Here is a 16,515-nt window from a genome sequence, read left to right as displayed (position 1 = left end):
GAAATTATTAGCCAAACGCGAAGCTCACAACTCAGAAGGAATAGTTGGTTATAAACATTAAGCGAAGTCGGCTAAAAATGATTATTCTTTATCCATAGGTTTGATTGTAACGTCACTCTTGTCAACGATGCGTACTAATTTATTAGTTTCATCCAAAAACACACTCATTCCGGCAGGCGCTTTTGCAGAGACATCTTGCATTTTTCCGCTTACTTCATCATATATGGCGTTCAAATAACCACCAAACTTGAGAACGTATTTTTTTGCATGATATTCGACACCTTGAATAATCGTTACACCTTCTTGCTTATTCACGATAACACTTTGAGGAATATCGAGAGAGTACTCCTGCGGATAGCCTTTGATTACAATATTTTTTACCCCATTACTATTAATGTCGAATTCAGCATACATGATTTTGCCGTCAGGAGTTTTAATTTCGCAACGAGCTTCATCGCCATCTATTTGGAGCATCGTATTGCCTTGCTTAATTAGCTCATTTGGTGTAACAACTTTTCCTGTATCCGAACGAGTCCAAGTCTTAATCGTTTGCATGTTATTGTCATTGATCTTTTCATAATCTTTTTTCTTTAACCATCCTATGATCTTGTTTTCATATTCATCTTTACTTACAGTTCTACCTTTAGTTCCCAAGAACATATGAAAAGATAGTAATGCATAAGCAATCACTTCCAAAGTAGAATAATCTATATCGTAGTCTTTTAAAGAGATGAAACGATTTAATGAATCCCTTATTACACCCATTAGATGATTTTCGTCAAACGGCATCAACATGATATTTATGGTTTTAGCTTTAAGATATTTCTCAAATCCATTTATGCTGGAAGTAGCTTCTTTATCCATTTTATTTGTATAATATTTGTCAACTGATTTGATAAAGGTATTAGCTGGTTCTTGACAGTTACCAATGAGAATTAATTGATATACTTTAGAGGGAACATCACTTATTAGACTTATGAGCCAACCCTTAATGTCATCTTTGGAAAAGAGATTAACTGACGATTTGACTTGTATTGCCCTAAGAACAGAGCTATCGTCATCTATAAGTGCAATATCAACTTTATCATTCGGAGTTGTATATTCAACAGAAATTTCATGCCAATCGTTTTCTGTACAAGCATTAAAAATTGAGATTATTCCTTGATATATGTATCCACGACTTCCTTCTTGTCCGCCCATAACCACAACTCCTCGTAATGAATTTCACCTATTTAATGATTTCGCATTATTGCTAAAACTTTCATTGCAAAATGTCGGTTATTAGCCTTTCTAGAACTTAGTTATCCATACAATTTATACATATTTAATCATGCCAAGTATATTCTTACTATTAAATTGCCCTTAATATCTGTTATGGCAACAGTATTCCTTTTGATGCTAAATATATCTTAATTGCACTGTATATAACAGGTGCACCACCGGTAACTCCAGCCACCACAATATCCCCGCCTTTATCCTTGACATAATCCCACAACGGGTGACTTGAGTCTATTTGATCCTGAATAAGTTTCATGATTTCCTTTTCAACAGCTACTCCATCTTCTCCAGATTCGAAGATATTTTTGAGGATAGTCAACTTCTGTTCATCAAGTTCAAGTTGTTGTTTCTGTGCGGATAACTGATCCTTCAATATATCAATATATGAATTTTGATTTTCCACAACTTTCTGTAATTGAACATTAGTTTCGGCGGTATTGATTGCCGTCTGCTTAATCGCCTCTTGCATTCTTTGACGATTATTATAGGCTTCTTCGGCAATCTGCTGTGTTCTTTTATTCGATTCTTCAATTTGTGCCTGGATACCTGATGCCAAGTTTGCTGTATAAGAATAATTAATTTTTGGTAAACCTGCTAATTCCATTCTATTAAAATCATCGTTTACCATGATTTGCTCCTTTCTCACTTAAAGTTTCATTAAATTGTTTATATGTTATTACCTGAAGTCCCAGTACTTTCAATTACAATTCCGATTTATCGAACTGCTTATAATTGCTAAAACATTCAGTCGCATGAATTAGATTATTAGCCTAATTAGAATAATCCGCATGACAGCAACCCCATTCCTTGACACTCTTCTTTTATATTATGCAAAGCACCAGAGTTACCTGGCTATTGAGAATTCTTATCTATAAACTATATAACTCCAGTAGCTGGCACTAAAGGTTCAACTTTCCTGTAAGCACTGGAAATATCGAATCTTAAATCATTGTCAAATAGTTGTTTTGTAATCAAAAATGCATTGAAAATTAGTAATCTGAGCACTCGGTTTTGGAGATATCCCACTCCTAACCTATCCATATAATGAGAGTAGTAGTTTCTGAATATTTTCAAGGCTAAAAGATATAGTATGAAATTGTCAAAAGTTCCTTCGTTTTTTGAATTGATTTTTTCAAGTAACTCCATCAATCCTTTTGTATTTACAGCGGCATTTGTTTTGAATTTATCAAATAATTCCCCTTGGATTTTTTTAAATTTTTTTTCATATTCACTATCAATTTTATTTAAGAAGGTTTGAATTGTTTTATCTAACGGATTACCGAACTCCTCCTCAGGAAATTTACTTTTTAGCTTATCTTTCAAATAAATTTCAAATAACCATGTTAACTCGCCGATAAATCTAGTTGTTCTTATGTTTCTATATCGACCATTTTCATTATATGACTCTCTGAAATTAAAGCTTGTACTGATACTTCGAAAATGTTTCAAAACATGAATAAATTGCAGTATCACATCAAATTCAAAATCGCAAATAAGATCATTAAAACTTTCATTGGACAAATTAATGTTAAATGCTTCTAGTGTTTTTTCAAGCTGACTAAAATGTCTATTGGCAACTTTGTAATTGTTATAGTCACTTATTATATATGGGACAATATTCCATGAGGCGAGATTCTTACTTTGAATTAGGTTAAGAATAAAGGTACCTTCCCTGCAGTTATTCTTTATAGCATATTCATTATCAGCCAAAGACAAATAATGAAGGTAATTATTTACATCTCCATTTTCTCCAATCAAAACTGCATAGTTATAATATATTGAAGTAAAATCATGAGACTTAATAAATTCGAGGACACTCGCATCAAAATCAAATTTCTCAAAATTATAATCAATAGTTGTCAAAGTCATATAAAAATGATAATAGATTTTAATGGCATTATAGTATTCATTACCCCTCAATGCATCAACAAGAAGGTTAATAGAATAAACAAAATCATCAAAAACCTCATGTGACTGTAAAGTGCAAGATTTTTCAATTCCATCATTTATAAATGAATATATATCATGGGAATTATTGATATTTAAAGCTTTGGGGAAAAGTTTATGATTTCTATCAACGCTAATTACATTACTAAAAAGATAATACTTATCCATAATCAATTCCCCCAATCAAAGCAGGCTTCTTATTATTCGCGATTTATAAATCCAAACAGGTTCGCATTATAGACATTAGCTACTATATAACCTTGTAAAACTTCCATTATCCCTAAGATAATAAAGTGGATATTTTTATAGCGCACCCTATCTTGGGGGTCAATCTACCCAGAATCATTCTCACCCATATACGTAGAATCTGAGCGGAGACAATTCATTGGGCAAGACACCAAATTTATGCATAATATTCCATATTTATAGCATAGGCTTAATTTGATTACTTATCAACCGTAAATTACGTAATTTGGGGCTATTATTAAGTTGTTAACCATTATATTTTTGTCTTGACTTAATCCCAGGCATTAACTGAATATACTCAGGTCAAAACATTACACTGCCTTGAACTAATCTCGATTGATGAGATTGAAGTTTTTGGTGGTGGATATAAAGATTGGAAGTAAGAAGAGCAGACTTATTACTCCCGGTGAATACGGTAATAAGCAGGTGAAAGCAAACCTTCTTTATAAATCTAAACACTTTTCTCCATCAGGCACACTTCAAAAGGCAGATGGGGGTAATTCTTTACTGCAGTTTCGGTAAAACCATATTGTAGATACCAGTTCTTTAAAACCAGGTTTTCATTTATAATTCCGATGGAGATTCTTCCTCCCCCTGCTCGATTTACATATTCGGAAACGAAGTCTAGCATTTGTTTGCCATAACCGTTATGCCTGTAATCTGGCAGAACCGCGAGTTTGTTCAGATAATACAGGTCGTTATCCGTTTGTTCGATGGTAAAGAAACCTATCTGTATTTCATCTTTATACACGCCGAATAGATGTATGTCTTTTTCTTTCATCTTTAATAAGTCTTTAAGTTGAATAAAAGCAGCGTTGGTGGGGGCATTTTCCCTGGTGAGCTTAAATTGACGGGCTACGGTGATAAATGATTCCCGGATTACGTTTACACTGTTACGTAATTCAGCTTCATCAACCATTTGTCTTATTTCAATATCCATGTCTGCCTCCCTATTCTCCTCTGTTGGGCCTAATCCTCACCGACCATAAAACCACTGGTTTCCAAAAAGTCGTGGGGGCTCGGTTTCAATGGGACGGGTTGTTTGCATATACAACCATCGGAAGGATAGTTATATAAGCGCTTATTACAATGTATTATAATGGAAATTACAGGTAGGGAACAGGTATTATTACCTGATATAAGGAGGGGGAATTATGCAAATCGCAGCCATCAACGGGGGCCCCAGGGGGGGTAAGATATCCAAGACTGCAATGCTTCTGGAGGCTTTTTTGTCTGGTTGCCGGCAGGGAGGGGCTGATGTTGAGACTATCAATCTTCGGGATAAGGATATTAAAATGTGCACCGGGTGTTACAGTTGCTGGATTAAAACGCCGGGCCAATGCGCCCTGAAAGATGATATGAAAGACATCCTCTTAACTCTGGATAAGGCGGATGTGGAGGTCTGGGCCACTCCGCTGTATTTTTTTGGTCCTACCGCCTTGTTTAAGAACTTTGTAGATCGTACCATACCTCTGGCCGAACCCTACATCATTGAAAAAGATGGGCTCTGTACCCATCCGCTGCGCAATAAGAAAGCCCGGCAAATTGTATTCATGTCTGTGGCTGGCTTCTGCGAAGTAGAACATTTTCATCCCCTGTCGCAATGGCTCCGTTTTATGGAAGGGCGCGGGCTTTTGCAGATCAGGGCTGAAATATACCGACCCAGTGCTGAGTTTATGAGTGCTCCACCTTTAAAGGAAAAGGTAGAGGAGATTTTGGCCGCTACCCGGAAGGCTGGTCAGGAATTCGTACAAACCGGGGATGTTTCAGAGACTACCATGCAATCTATTTGCCAGGATATGCTCCCTGATAAGCAGACTTACATGGATCTAGCCAATAAGTACTGGAACTGGGAAATTGAAAGAAGTAAAAAGCGTTTAAAAGGTGTTGCTGATGAACATTGAATCCTTGAAAACCAGGGCTCAAGCAATGGAATCCGATTTGGGAGTTATATACCTGGCATTTAAACATCCTCGTACGCCCTGGTATGTAAAAGTTCTAATTGTTATCGTGATTTCATACGCTTTAAGCCCTATCGATTTGATACCCGATTTTATTCCTGTCCTGGGCTATCTTGACGATTTAATCCTGATTCCGGCTGGTATTGCTCTGGCCGTAAAGCTTATACCTGATAATATAATTGCGGAATGCAGGGAGAATAGTGCTAATTCATCCGGCATTCAAATAAAGGGAATATATGCTGGCATCATCATCATTGCCCTGTGGTTAGTGGTTTTATACTTTGTTATTAATGCCTTTTGGTAATGAAATTGCGCCGGGTTATTATTTTAACTTCTTAAATTTTATTGCTGTGGCGCCAGATTCCTTGTTTTTCCGCAGCGGCGACGAGTTCATCCCGGAATTTAGGATGCGCCAGGTTAACCAGGCCTTCGGCTCTTTGCCATGCCGTTTTTCCCTTCAAGTTAAATTTCCCATATTCAGTGACGATATAATGCGCTACCGAGCGGCAGTCGGTTACTATGCCTCCCAATGCCAGGGTGGGTACGATACGCGACTTAATTATTCCATATTTGCCCTGATAATATGAGGGCAGGCATATAAACGCTTTGCCTCCGCGGGATTCGTAAGCGGCCAGAACAAAGTCAAGCTGCCCCCCGGTTCCGCTTATGTGACGGGTTCCCAATGACTCCGAGCATACCTGGCCATAAAGGTCTATTTGAACGGCGCTGTTTACGGTTATCAGGTTATCATTCGAGGCAGCGATAGATGAACGGTTGGTGTAATCAACCGGGTAACTGGCACACAGGGGATTGTCATCGATAAAATCATATACCTCCTGGGTGCCCAGGGCGAAGCAGTATGCTATTTTACCTCGGTCTACCGCTTTTCGCTTCCCGGTAAGCTTCCCGGCCCGGTGCATTTTAAGATAAGGGTCGCCAAGCATTTCCGTATGGCAACCCAAATCTTTAAGCCCGGATGCGGCTACCATATCACCCACCGCGCCGGGCAGACCTCCGATCCCCAGTTGGATACAGGCTCCGTCACGGATTTCCTCCACAACGTATTCGGCAACTTTTAAGTCAGCCGGTGAAGGTTCAGGATTCTTCAACTGGTCCAAAGCAGGGTTTTCACCTTCAACAATATAATCCACTTCCGAAATGTGGATGGCTTCATGGTACCCCCCCAGGCAGCGCGGTTGATTCTGGTTAATTTCAACTATCACTATCCTGGCCCGGTCACATACAGCCTTGCTATGTGAATTCTGCGGCCCAAAATTGAAGTAACCGTGTTTATCCATAGGGGCGACCTGGCGCATGGCAACGTCGATAGGTTCTATTTCTTCGCGGATATAGCGCGGCAATTCGGAATAGCGCATGGGAGTATAGTAAACTGGAGTTCCGTTGCCTGATAGTTTTCGGTCCAGACTGGAAAAATGCCAGGAATTCCAAACAAAGCTTTCTCCCTCCGGGTCAGCCGCCATTATTCGAGGCGGTGAAAGCGGCAGCATACTCCATATCTTGACCTCTTTCAGTTCATTTTTACGTTCGGCCAAAGCTTCGTCCAGGATTTTTACCTGACCGCAGAGCAGACCGTAATCCACCCAGTCTCCGGATTTTATATGCTTGACTGCTTGTTCAGGCGAAACCAGCTTGCTTTGGTATTCTTTCATCCAGTCCATATATACACTCCCTCTCTTATCAGATGGTTTAAACTATACTCCGGTTTTTCTAAAAAGGAATGCGGTTAGTCCGGGACCATATCTTCAGTTCCCGGGCATTCCTGATCAGCTCATCCCGGAAATCAGGATGGGCAAGTTTGATTAGAGCCTCGGCTCTCCCCCAGATGGAAAGCGATTTGAGATTGGCTTTGCCGTATTCGCTGACCACATACTGCACCACCGTTCGGGGAACGGTAACAATAGCCCCCGGGGTCAAAAGGGGTTTGATGCGGGAGTGCCGATTCCCGTCCTTGTCCTGGAATGTAGAGCTGAAAGCGAGAAAGCTCTTACCTCCTCTGGAATGAAAGGCGCCTTCCACAAAATCCAGTTGTCCGCCTGTTCCCGATATCTGGCGCAGGCCATGAGTCTCAGAGCATATCTGGGAAAATAAATCGATTTCCAGTATGTTATTGATGGAAACGGCATTATCATTGGCAGCTATAGCGGACGGGCTGTTCACATCATATACGGCCATGGAGGCGCAGCGGGGATTTTCGTGTAAGAAGTCATAGGTTTCCTGAGAACCCAGGCAAAAGGAGTAGGCACTTTTATGTCTGTCCTTGGCCTTCCTGCTGTTGGTTACCTTGCCTCTTTCGTACATGCGTACCATGGCATCGCAGAACATCTCACTCTGAATCCCCAGTTCTTTGAGGTCAGACTCCGCTATCAGGTTGCCGATCAGGTTGGGCAGAGCTCCGATACCCAGTTGCAGGCACGCACCAACGGGGATTTCCTCCATAATGTAATCGGCAATCTGTCGTTCGGCATCATTTGCTTCCGGAGCAGGAGGCACTGCAAAAACAGGTTGATCGGAGCCTTCGATGATATAATCGATTTCACTGATGTGGATAAATTCATCACTGCCGCCCAAACAACGCGGCATGTTCCGGTTCACCTCGGCAATGGCGATTCTGCTGTTAAGCGCAATTCCGCGATTATGCGAATTACCCAGGCCGAAGTTAAAACACCCGGAGGGATCCATGGGTGAAACCTGAGCCACCCATACATCGGCCCAGGCATGGGAAAAATCAGGACTATATGCCAGCAAGGTGGCTTCATGATAATTAAAAGGACAGTGACAGGCCAGGCCGTAGTCCCCTGCCTTCCGGTCTATAGCAGTAAAATACCAGCTGAAATATTGAAAACTTTTTTGTTCCGGGTCATTTTTGATTACTTCCGGAACTGGCAGCACGGTACCCGTTCCGCGGATAGAAACGTTCTCCAGCCCGTCTCCGGCACGTTGTCCCAAAGCTGTATCAAAATCAATCGGTTTGGTAGCAAACATACCGTATTCCACAGTATCTCCCGATTTAACCAGTTGGGCTGCGGTTTTTGCACTTATGAGCTTTGATTTATACTCATCCCAATAAGCACTCATCTGGTCTCCCCCTTTAAAAGTAAAGTCAGGGAGTTTTACTCCCGCCAAAAGCGCCGGGCCTGAAACTTCAGTTGGTCCCTAAAGTCGGGATGGGCGATGGAAATCATAGCGTTGACCCGCTCCGAAACCCGCTTGTATTTCAGGTTGACTACACCGTACTCGGTAACCACATAATCCACTTCGGTGCGGGGAGTAGTGACAATGGTTCCGGGAGGGATGAAAGGCACTATGCTGGATCTTAGATTTCCTTCTTTATCCTTCCAAGTGGAGTTAAGGGCGATAACACTTTTGCCGCCCCGGGACAGAGCCGCACCCTGTAGAAAATTCATCTGCCCCCCGGTTCCGCTATACTGGCGGTGACGAATTGACTCTGATCCCACCTGCCCGGTCAGATCCATGCACAATGCGTTATTGATTGACACCAGGTTGTCGTTTTTTCCTATTACCTGGGGGTCATTATTGAATGCCACTTCGGTAAACAGAAAATCGGCGTTACGATTTACGTAATCCCATAATTCCTGGTCCCCCACGCAAAAAGTTGCCAGTACCTTATCCGGATAAAAATTCTTGCGGGAGCCGTTTACTACTCCGGCTTTCATCAAATCCATAAATGACTTTTGCACTACCTCGGTATGAACGCCCAGATCCTTTTTGTCCAGCAGGAAATAGCCAATGGCATTGGCCAGACCGCCCAGACCCAATTGAATAGTGGAGCCGTCAGGTATCATTTCTGTAATGTAGGCCGCTATTTGCCGTTCGATCTCGGTAATTGGGATATCAGGTATCTCTACCAGATCGGCATTGCTTTCGCAGATATAGTCGATTTCAGAAACGTGGATCAGGAGGTCTTTCCCTTCCAGCCACGGGGTTTTAGGATTTACTTCGACCATAACCACATCTGCTTGGGTGATGGCGTCCCTGGGGACCAGACCGCCGAAGCAGGAGCGGTTGAAGAAACCGTTTTCATCCGGCGGAGTCACCACCATCGACACTACATTCGGTTTTCTTCGGGCCTGCCAGGGACCCAGTTGATTCAAATGCTGAGGGACATAAGATGCCGTCCCCCATTCAATCAGAGTTCTTTCCACCGGTCCCACAAAAGGTGTTTCGATATGAATATTCTCTTTATATTGCGGCTGCATAAAATCATAGAGCTTCAGAGCCAATCCCAGGCATATGGTAACCCGGTTCAGTTCCTGTACCCGCTTGGACAGCGCCACATGAAAGTCGTGCGGTATGTTGATACCGCCAGGTTCCAGAATTACGTCGCCACTCTTGATCATGGCTGCCAAATCTTCGGCACTGCGCAGTTTGCTTCGGTATTCATCCTTCCACGACAGGTATTTCCCCGCATTAATCTGTCCCCCTGATATTGCCATAACAAAACCTCCCCCAAATTAGATTACTGCCGATCAGGTTGCAAGCAGCGTACCAATCCCGGAGGGAGGCTGTTTCCCGGCTGTTTACCGTATTTTATTCATAAGGTAATGTCAAGATAATTGGACTCTTTTTTCAACCTTGTTATTCTTTGGCGGGTGTAGATGTCCATTAAACTGGACTATAGTTCAACAAATCAGACAGTTTTAAATATTCACTCAATTTCCAGCGCCTCGATTTTAATGTAGAGTGCGGAGCGGCTGATCCCCATCAGTTCTGCCGCTTTTCTGCGGTTATTGTTGCTGGCTTTCAAGGCTCTGCTAATTACCGCCTTCTCTGCTTCCTTCCGGGCTTCTTTTATATCGAAGCCCTGGTAACCTTCGGCAATACTATTCTGCCCACTGACGAATCGGGTAAAACGCAGCAGGTTATTGACCGTGATAATACCTTTCCGGGCGTCTATACAGGCCCTTTCAATGGCGATATTGAGTTCCCTGACATTGCCAGGCCAGTGATAAGAAGCAAGGAGCTGCAAAGCTTCATTGTTTATGCCTACTACCGTGGTACCGTTTTCCTGGTTGTAGTGGTGAATGAAATGCCGGCAGAGCAAAGGCAAGTCACTGAGATGTTCCCTCAAGGGGGGAATGGTTATGGCAAAGGTATTGAGACGGAAAAACAGGTCTTTTCGGAATTTGCCTTCGGCCACCAGCTTGTTCAGGGGAATGTTGGTGGCGGATATGAACCTGGTATCCACTGCGGTCAGTGAAGTCGAACCCACCCTTTCGATTTCATTTTCCTGCAAAGCCCGCAGCAACTTGGCCTGGGCTGCCCAGGACAGTTCACTCACTTCATCCAGAAATATGCTGCCATGATGGGCCAGCTCGAATTTACCGGGTTTGCCGCCTTTACGGGCCCCGGTAAAGGCTCCTTCTTCATAGCCGAACAGCTCGGACTCGATAAGATTATCGGGGATGCCGGCGCAGTTTACCCGCACAAACGGTCCTTCCCGGCGGGCGCTTTCCTGGTGGACAGCGTGAGCGAACAGTTCTTTGCCGGTACCGGTTTCACCGTAAATAAGCACCGGGTTATTCGTTGGAGCTATGGTTTGAACCATTTCTTTGGCTTCAAGTATTTCTTTGCTTTTACCAATTATCGCCCCCAATGAATACTTGGCCCCATAGATGCGTTGAACTTCTTCTTTGTAGTATTTGAGCTCGGAGAACATCTTCTGTACCCGCCGGGCGAATCCCCGGGCTTCGTTGAGATAGCGGAAAATATTGATTCCCAGTACCCCGATAATCTCACCTTCGCTCATAATGGGAACCCGCGAAACAATCTGGCATTTGCCGTTTAGTTCCCACATATCAGCGGTTATGGCTTTCCCCGTGTTCAGAACCTCCAACAGGCGGGTATGGGGAAAGACCTGGTCAACTCTTTTACCCAGCACCTCTTCTTTTACAAAACCTGATTCCCGTTCATAATAATCGGTAAAAATCCTTATGATGCCGTTTTCATCAATTATGATAGCTCCTTCAACCCCATTTAAAACCCCTTCTATTGCCTCCAATTCCCGGGTGCTTAACTGACTGAGCTTTTTCATATTCTCCCCACCTTAAATGTTTCAGTTATTAAACGAAAAGCCATAAGGTTATGGTCGGCGCTCACACACAAATTCTTAAAACACTTTCATGAAATAATTGTATACGGTGAACACATTCATAACTTTATGGCACTTTAATTATATACCAATTTTTGCCTGTTTGGTCAATTTACCGGTATGACTATGTTTTTATTATAGGTCTTGGCATAAGTCATTCTCTGTATATCGAGCTGATATGTTTTCCCGCTTCCGGGGAAATGCAGGGTCCGGGTATGGATGATAGCGCCATCCTCTTTTTTATCGTATTCATCCCTGATGGTTTCTTCCAGGCTCACCCGTTTTCCGTCCATTATGAGGTATACCTTGGTCAACACTACACTTTCTTCGCTGCTGATGGCCAGATAGGTATCACCCTGGGATGTATATAATTGATCTAAAACCAGGGACTGCCCCATTGTCTGATGAGACTGCCTCATCTTGCCTAACCGCAATTCAAACTGCTGATCAACATCGTGATCAGCACTGAAACGTACCACATTCAGGTGCAGATCTTTTAGATCAACCGGCAGGGCATCAAATTCCTGCTCAAATGTAATCCCTTGGGCATCCGTTGTCATGCCTGCTCCCTTTTGCTCCAGCTTTTTCCCGTTGGCAACCAGTTCCATCTCTAAATCATGAGGCCGAAAGCGCTTATGCAGAACCTGATCCCGGGCCAGCTCCAGCGGAGTTTGCAAGGTGCCTTTTATAACGGTAGTAGTTGGCGTAGCCATAATAGTATCAAAACGGAGTTTGGTCTCGTCTAATTGCACCGACTTGCGGAGTTCCTTTTTCAGGGTATGTCCCATAGCCCGGTTGCGATCCAGGGTAAACGCGATACTTCCGGTCTCCCTGTTGGGGCTATCACCCAGACTGCAAACAAATGAAAGCCCTTTCTCAAAGAAATACGGAGGCTTAAAATCGGCAATATACCTTGCCCGGGTTTCACTGTCATTAATTATCCCCCGCGACGAGCGCATCATATACTCGCTAAACATTCCTTTAATACATATGTTTGCGCTTCCGGTATCCAACTTCCCATGGGGGTTTTTAATGCTATAGTAGGCCAGAAGCTGGTTATCATCCAGCATGATCCCATCCAGAGTTAATATGACGCCATTTTTATAGGTATAGCTTTTATTAATACTCTGCCCTTTACCCAGTTCGTTGAGCTGCTGTAAGGTGCCGTTCATAATGGGGTCGTAGCCGATCAGTTTCTTGCCGTAATAAGCCAGGGTATCGGACTGATAAACCGCCAGCAGAGCCAGGATACACAGCACAGCTATCCCCGGCTTCCAGTTTCTCTTTCGCCCCGGCCATGCTTGCTGCTGGTTTAAAGCACTGCGCAGCCGCGATTCCATTTCATCCGGTACCGGTATTTGTTCCGTCTCGCTTTTCTTTTTACTGAGCCATTCTTCCACCTTATTCAAAGCGCTCACCTCCCAGGGCCTTTTCTAATTTCTGCAGTCCAATGGAGATTCTGGATTTAACTGTTCCTACCGGTATCTTAAGAATATCCGCAATGGTCTGATAATCCAGATCCAGGTAAAAGCGAAGTCTTATAGCCTCCTGCTGTTTTCCGCTCAAACGGGACAAATGCTGCTCCAGTACAATCTGGGAATCCTTGAACCCGAAGGGGCTCTCACCGGCCTCTTCGCGAAGAGCGTCCAGGGAAACCAGCTTTTTGTTTTTACGGAGCAGGCTTTTACAGCAGTTCGCCAGGATGGTTTTACTCCAGCTGCAAAAAACTTCCTCTTTTCTCAGCCGATGAATATTCTCATAGAGGATTACAATCATGTCTTCCAAAGCATCCAGGGTATCCTCCGGGTTTTTCATGTAGACATAAGCCAGTTTATAATAATCCTCTTTCCGCTCAATAATCAGTTGAACCAGCGCTTCCCGGTCTCCTTTTTTGGCTTTTTTTACAAGTACTGCTGTCTCCACTTTTACACCTCTCTTCTCTTAAGAGTCCCTGGCTCTTGCAAAAGTTCATTTTTTATTATCCATTATGTAAAATTAACTTGACATATTGCCGGAGCCGAACTAACCTATATGTAAAGTCAACTTTACTCAAGGATGGTGGTAGCGAATGCAAAATCGCCTGCGCGAACTTCGAGAACAAAATGGACTTACCCAGGAAGATCTTGCTGTACTGGTAGGCGTTTCCCGACAGACTATTATTTCGCTGGAAAAAGGGAAGTACAACCCGTCAATTTCTCTGGCCTATAAATTAGCCCGAGCTTTTAGTTTAAGCATCGAGGAAGTATTTGTCTTTAATGAGAAAGGAGAGGATTTAATATGACAAATATACGGAGAACTGCTGCCTTTTGGATAACTATAGCCATTCTGGCCGGATTGGGACTATGGCAACTGATTTTTGTCAGCCCCGGTTTTGGAACAGGTTTAATCGGTGGGGCTGTGGGCGTATCTGTTGCCCGCTATATTAAACAAAGGAAGATCAAGGAGATGCGGGCCAAGGGTCTGAATCCTTATGATGAGAGAACTTATTATATTGCCGGCAAAGCATCCTACGCTGCCATGGTCAGCAGTATACTGCTGGCGGCCCTGGTTGTGCTTACCGGTTCAGCTTTCGGCCCGGAAGTGACGGTAAATCCCTATGACCTGCTGGGTTATTGTATAGCCGTAATGGTACTTTTATATGTGATATTTTACTATCATTACAACCGGATAATGTAAGATACTTACACCATAAGCTTGGGCAGCGGATTCTTTCGCGCTGCCCAAGCTATAATGGAAGTGACAAAACCTACTGTTAAATCATCCTATTTTCATCGATAAAGCCACTTTACCCCTTTCCCTGTCGACGGATAAAACCTGTACGGTTACCACATCCCCTACTGCCACTATTTCCATAGGATGGCGAATAAAGCGGTCCGCCATCTGGGATATATGCACCAGGCCGTCATTCTTTATCCCTATATCAACGAAAGCACCGAAATCCACCACGTTTCTGACTGTTCCGGTCAGGGACATGCCCGGGGCGATATCCTCGATGCTCAGGACATCGGTGCGAAATACTACCGGGGGCAGGTCTTCGCGCGGGTCGCGGTGCGGTTTCAGGAGGCATTCAATTACGTCCTTTACAGTCGGCTCCCCTGCTTCCAGACTCTGGGCCAGAGCAGCGGGCTTGAGAACGCCAAGCTTGGCTGCCAGGGCAGGGGTTCCGATTTCCTCCAGGCTGGCCCCGGCTGTTTCCAGGATGCGCAAGGCCAGCTCGTAGGATTCCGGATGAATGGCAGTGCTGTCCAGGAGGTTTTCCTCCTGATATATGCGCAGAAATCCGGCCGCTTGCTGAAAGGCCTTGGGGCCCAGCTTGGAGACCTTAAGCAGTTGTTTACGGTTTTTGAATCTGCCGTTCTGATCGCGGTACTCCACGACTTTGTTGGCCACTGCGGAAGAAAGGCCGGAAACATAGGTCAAAAGAGAAGCAGAAGCAGTGTTAAGCTCCACTCCCACCTGATTAACGGCGGACTCGACTACGGCGGTCAGGTTTTGATTAAGTTCCTTCTGCGGCAGGTCATGTTGATATTGCCCTACCCCAATCGCCCGGGGTTCGATCTTGACCAGTTCCGCCAGAGGGTCCTGCAAGCGGCGGGCAATGGATACGGCGCTGCGCTGGGCTACATCCAACTGTGGAAATTCCTGCGCTGCCAAAGGAGAAGCCGAATATACACTGGCCCCCGCTTCGCTGACAATGGTGTAAGGAATCTGCAGTTGCCTGTTCTTAATCATCTGGGCCACGAACTGCTCGGTTTCCCTTGAGGCAGTGCCGTTACCGATAGCGATAGCCGTTACCCCATATTTTTTTATCTGCCGGGTCAGAATCTCCTCGGCTTCGGTGATTTTTTTCTGGGGCGGCGTGGGGTACACTACTCCCACCTCCAGCATTTTCCCGGTGTCATCGACTATGGTCCATTTGCAGCCGGTACGGTAAGCCGGGTCCAGACCCAGAATTATCCGCCCCTTGACCGGCGGCTGCAGCAAAAGGCTGCGCAGATTTTTGGCAAACACGTTTATGGCCTGTTCCTCAGCTTTTTCACTCAATTCATGCCGCAAATCCCTTTCAATCGAAGGCTTGATCAGTCGGCTGTAGCTGTCCTGTACAGCTTGAACCAGGTATTCTGCGGTGACTCCCGGCTTGACGTAGCGCCGGCTCAGATAATCCACTATTTCGTCATTTTCCAGAAAAATTGCTACCTTCAGTATCTCTTCCCTCTCACCCCGGTTTATGGCCAGTATGCGGTGGGGAGGTATCTTGCTCACCGGTTCCTGATATTCGTAATACATGCGGTACGGTGATTCCACATTCTTGTCTTTGGCCGCCGCTACCAGCAGGCCATGTCTGCGGGTATACTCACGAATCCAACCCCGGGCAGGTGCATCTTCGGAAACCTGTTCAGCTACGATATCCATGGCCCCCTGCAGAGCAGCTTCGGCACTGCCTACTTCGTCCGAGAGGTAATGGCCGGCTTGCTCCTCCGGTATTCCCTGGGCGGGGCAAGCCAGCAAAAAATCGGCCAGAGGCTGTAGTCCCCGGGCACGAGCGGTAGAAGCCCGGGTTTTGCGTTTGGGGCGAAAGGGCAGGTAGATGTCTTCGATTTCCACCAGCTTGCCGGCCTGCCGTATCCGGCTCTCCAACTCGGCAGTGAGTTTGCCCTGTCCCTCAATCAAACGGATTACTTCTTCTTTTCTTTGCTCCAGGCTGCGATGAAAGTTCAGCCTCTCTTCGATTAAACGGATTTGGTTTTCGTCCAGGCCTCCGGTCATCTCTTTGCGGTAACGGGCGATAAAGGGCACCGTGTTCTTGTCATCCAGCAACCGGACCACCGCCCGGATCTGCCTGAGCGCTATATGGGTTTCTTCTGCTATGCGGTTAAATATCTGTTCCATAATATTTGCTCCTTATAAAGTCCTTGCCGTCATTTTGTAAAATATTTCTAATACCCAGCAGCT

15 protein-coding genes are annotated in these 16,515 nt (G+C 44.5%); 4 read left to right on the top strand and 11 right to left on the bottom strand.

Annotated features, from left to right (window positions below):
• Nucleotides 1-81: 81 nt before the first annotated feature.
• The 4 genes from ACU70B_RS04050 to ACU70B_RS04035 form a co-directional block, all read right to left on the bottom strand.
• Complete coding sequence (locus tag ACU70B_RS04050; protein ID WP_447185066.1) at nucleotides 82-1,200, bottom strand: hypothetical protein; 1,119 nt, start codon at nucleotides 1,198-1,200, stop codon at nucleotides 82-84.
• 172 nt (nucleotides 1,201-1,372) lie between these two features.
• The gene (locus ACU70B_RS04045) at nucleotides 1,373-1,906 is read right to left on the bottom strand and encodes a hypothetical protein (RefSeq protein ID WP_447185065.1); all 534 of its coding nucleotides are present in this window, start codon (nucleotides 1,904-1,906) and stop codon (nucleotides 1,373-1,375) included.
• 248 nt (nucleotides 1,907-2,154) lie between these two features.
• The gene (locus tag ACU70B_RS04040; protein WP_447185064.1) at nucleotides 2,155-3,393 is read right to left on the bottom strand and encodes a hypothetical protein; all 1,239 of its coding nucleotides are present in this window, start codon (nucleotides 3,391-3,393) and stop codon (nucleotides 2,155-2,157) included.
• Between the two features lie 529 nt (nucleotides 3,394-3,922).
• The gene (locus tag ACU70B_RS04035) at nucleotides 3,923-4,411 is read right to left on the bottom strand and encodes a GNAT family N-acetyltransferase (protein ID WP_447185063.1); all 489 of its coding nucleotides are present in this window, start codon (nucleotides 4,409-4,411) and stop codon (nucleotides 3,923-3,925) included.
• Nucleotides 4,412-4,625: 214 nt separating this feature from the next.
• On the opposite strand from ACU70B_RS04035, the gene ACU70B_RS04030 reads away from it, so the two are divergent.
• Together ACU70B_RS04030 and ACU70B_RS04025 are read left to right on the top strand one after the other, a co-directional pair.
• A complete protein-coding gene (locus ACU70B_RS04030; RefSeq protein ID WP_447185062.1) occupies nucleotides 4,626-5,375 on the top strand; it encodes a flavodoxin family protein in 750 nt (249 codons plus the stop codon).
• Nucleotides 5,365-5,736 carry a YkvA family protein gene (locus ACU70B_RS04025; protein ID WP_447185061.1) on the top strand — a complete coding sequence of 124 codons (372 nt, stop codon included), beginning with the start codon at nucleotides 5,365-5,367 and terminating at the stop codon, nucleotides 5,734-5,736. Before ACU70B_RS04030 ends, ACU70B_RS04025 begins: the two co-directional genes overlap by 11 nt.
• Before the next feature lie 31 nt (nucleotides 5,737-5,767).
• Here the strand turns inward: ACU70B_RS04025 and ACU70B_RS04020 are convergent, their stop codons facing one another.
• From ACU70B_RS04020 to ACU70B_RS03995, 6 genes are all read right to left on the bottom strand, one after another.
• Nucleotides 5,768-7,111 (bottom strand): acetyl-CoA hydrolase/transferase family protein, encoded by a 1,344-nt coding sequence (locus ACU70B_RS04020; RefSeq protein ID WP_447185060.1) that lies wholly within the window; start codon nucleotides 7,109-7,111, stop codon nucleotides 5,768-5,770.
• A gap of 49 nt (nucleotides 7,112-7,160) precedes the next feature.
• Nucleotides 7,161-8,528: an acetyl-CoA hydrolase/transferase family protein gene (locus ACU70B_RS04015; RefSeq protein ID WP_447185059.1), complete on the bottom strand. Its 1,368-nt coding sequence runs from the start codon at nucleotides 8,526-8,528 to the stop codon at nucleotides 7,161-7,163.
• 35 nt (nucleotides 8,529-8,563) lie between these two features.
• Entirely contained in the window at nucleotides 8,564-9,907 is a 1,344-nt protein-coding gene (locus tag ACU70B_RS04010; protein WP_447185058.1) for an acetyl-CoA hydrolase/transferase family protein, read from the bottom strand.
• A 212-nt stretch (nucleotides 9,908-10,119) separates the two neighbouring features.
• Nucleotides 10,120-11,505 carry a sigma-54 interaction domain-containing protein gene (locus tag ACU70B_RS04005; protein WP_447185057.1) on the bottom strand — a complete coding sequence of 462 codons (1,386 nt, stop codon included), beginning with the start codon at nucleotides 11,503-11,505 and terminating at the stop codon, nucleotides 10,120-10,122.
• 164 nt (nucleotides 11,506-11,669) lie between these two features.
• Entirely contained in the window at nucleotides 11,670-12,962 is a 1,293-nt protein-coding gene (locus tag ACU70B_RS04000; protein ID WP_447185703.1) for a DUF4179 domain-containing protein, read from the bottom strand.
• A 1-nt stretch (nucleotide 12,963) separates the two neighbouring features.
• Complete coding sequence (locus ACU70B_RS03995) at nucleotides 12,964-13,485, bottom strand: RNA polymerase sigma factor (protein WP_447185056.1); 522 nt, start codon at nucleotides 13,483-13,485, stop codon at nucleotides 12,964-12,966.
• Nucleotides 13,486-13,630: 145 nt separating this feature from the next.
• Here ACU70B_RS03995 and relB point away from each other — a divergent pair, with 145 nt between their 5' ends.
• Both relB and ACU70B_RS03985 read left to right on the top strand, forming a co-directional pair.
• Entirely contained in the window at nucleotides 13,631-13,843 is a 213-nt protein-coding gene (relB, locus tag ACU70B_RS03990) for a type II toxin-antitoxin system RelB family anti-toxin (protein WP_447185055.1), read from the top strand.
• On the top strand, nucleotides 13,840-14,238 hold the full coding sequence (locus ACU70B_RS03985) for a DUF2178 domain-containing protein (protein ID WP_447185054.1): 399 nt from the start codon (nucleotides 13,840-13,842) through the stop codon (nucleotides 14,236-14,238). Before relB ends, ACU70B_RS03985 begins: the two co-directional genes overlap by 4 nt.
• Before the next feature lie 81 nt (nucleotides 14,239-14,319).
• Here ACU70B_RS03985 and ACU70B_RS03980 read toward each other — a convergent pair whose 3' ends face one another.
• Nucleotides 14,320-16,452 (bottom strand): Tex family protein, encoded by a 2,133-nt coding sequence (locus ACU70B_RS03980; protein WP_447185053.1) that lies wholly within the window; start codon nucleotides 16,450-16,452, stop codon nucleotides 14,320-14,322.
• Nucleotides 16,453-16,515: the final 63 nt, after the last annotated feature.

Source organism: Syntrophomonas curvata (assembly GCF_052976825.1).
The sequence above is the reverse complement of the archived record's forward strand: the minus strand, read 5'-3'. Positions and strand labels throughout refer to the sequence as shown.

What these genes read in the sequence shown, in the direction of transcription:
- ACU70B_RS04015 (WP_447185059.1), bottom strand. Translation starts at nt 8,528, where the DNA reads ATGAGTGCTTATTGGGATGAGTATAAATCAAAGCTCATAAGTGCAAAA.
- ACU70B_RS04030 (WP_447185062.1), top strand. Translation starts at nt 4,626, where the DNA reads ATGCAAATCGCAGCCATCAACGGGGGCCCCAGGGGGGGTAAGATATCC.
- ACU70B_RS04025 (WP_447185061.1), top strand. Translation starts at nt 5,365, where the DNA reads ATGAACATTGAATCCTTGAAAACCAGGGCTCAAGCAATGGAATCCGAT.
- ACU70B_RS04005 (WP_447185057.1), bottom strand. Translation starts at nt 11,505, where the DNA reads ATGAAAAAGCTCAGTCAGTTAAGCACCCGGGAATTGGAGGCAATAGAA.
- ACU70B_RS04020 (WP_447185060.1), bottom strand. Translation starts at nt 7,111, where the DNA reads ATGGACTGGATGAAAGAATACCAAAGCAAGCTGGTTTCGCCTGAACAA.
- ACU70B_RS04050 (WP_447185066.1), bottom strand. Translation starts at nt 1,200, where the DNA reads ATGGGCGGACAAGAAGGAAGTCGTGGATACATATATCAAGGAATAATC.
- ACU70B_RS04045 (WP_447185065.1), bottom strand. Translation starts at nt 1,906, where the DNA reads ATGGTAAACGATGATTTTAATAGAATGGAATTAGCAGGTTTACCAAAA.
- relB (WP_447185055.1), top strand. Translation starts at nt 13,631, where the DNA reads ATGCAAAATCGCCTGCGCGAACTTCGAGAACAAAATGGACTTACCCAG.
- ACU70B_RS04040 (WP_447185064.1), bottom strand. Translation starts at nt 3,393, where the DNA reads ATGGATAAGTATTATCTTTTTAGTAATGTAATTAGCGTTGATAGAAAT.
- ACU70B_RS03985 (WP_447185054.1), top strand. Translation starts at nt 13,840, where the DNA reads ATGACAAATATACGGAGAACTGCTGCCTTTTGGATAACTATAGCCATT.
- ACU70B_RS03980 (WP_447185053.1), bottom strand. Translation starts at nt 16,452, where the DNA reads ATGGAACAGATATTTAACCGCATAGCAGAAGAAACCCATATAGCGCTC.
- ACU70B_RS04035 (WP_447185063.1), bottom strand. Translation starts at nt 4,411, where the DNA reads ATGGATATTGAAATAAGACAAATGGTTGATGAAGCTGAATTACGTAAC.
- ACU70B_RS04010 (WP_447185058.1), bottom strand. Translation starts at nt 9,907, where the DNA reads ATGGCAATATCAGGGGGACAGATTAATGCGGGGAAATACCTGTCGTGG.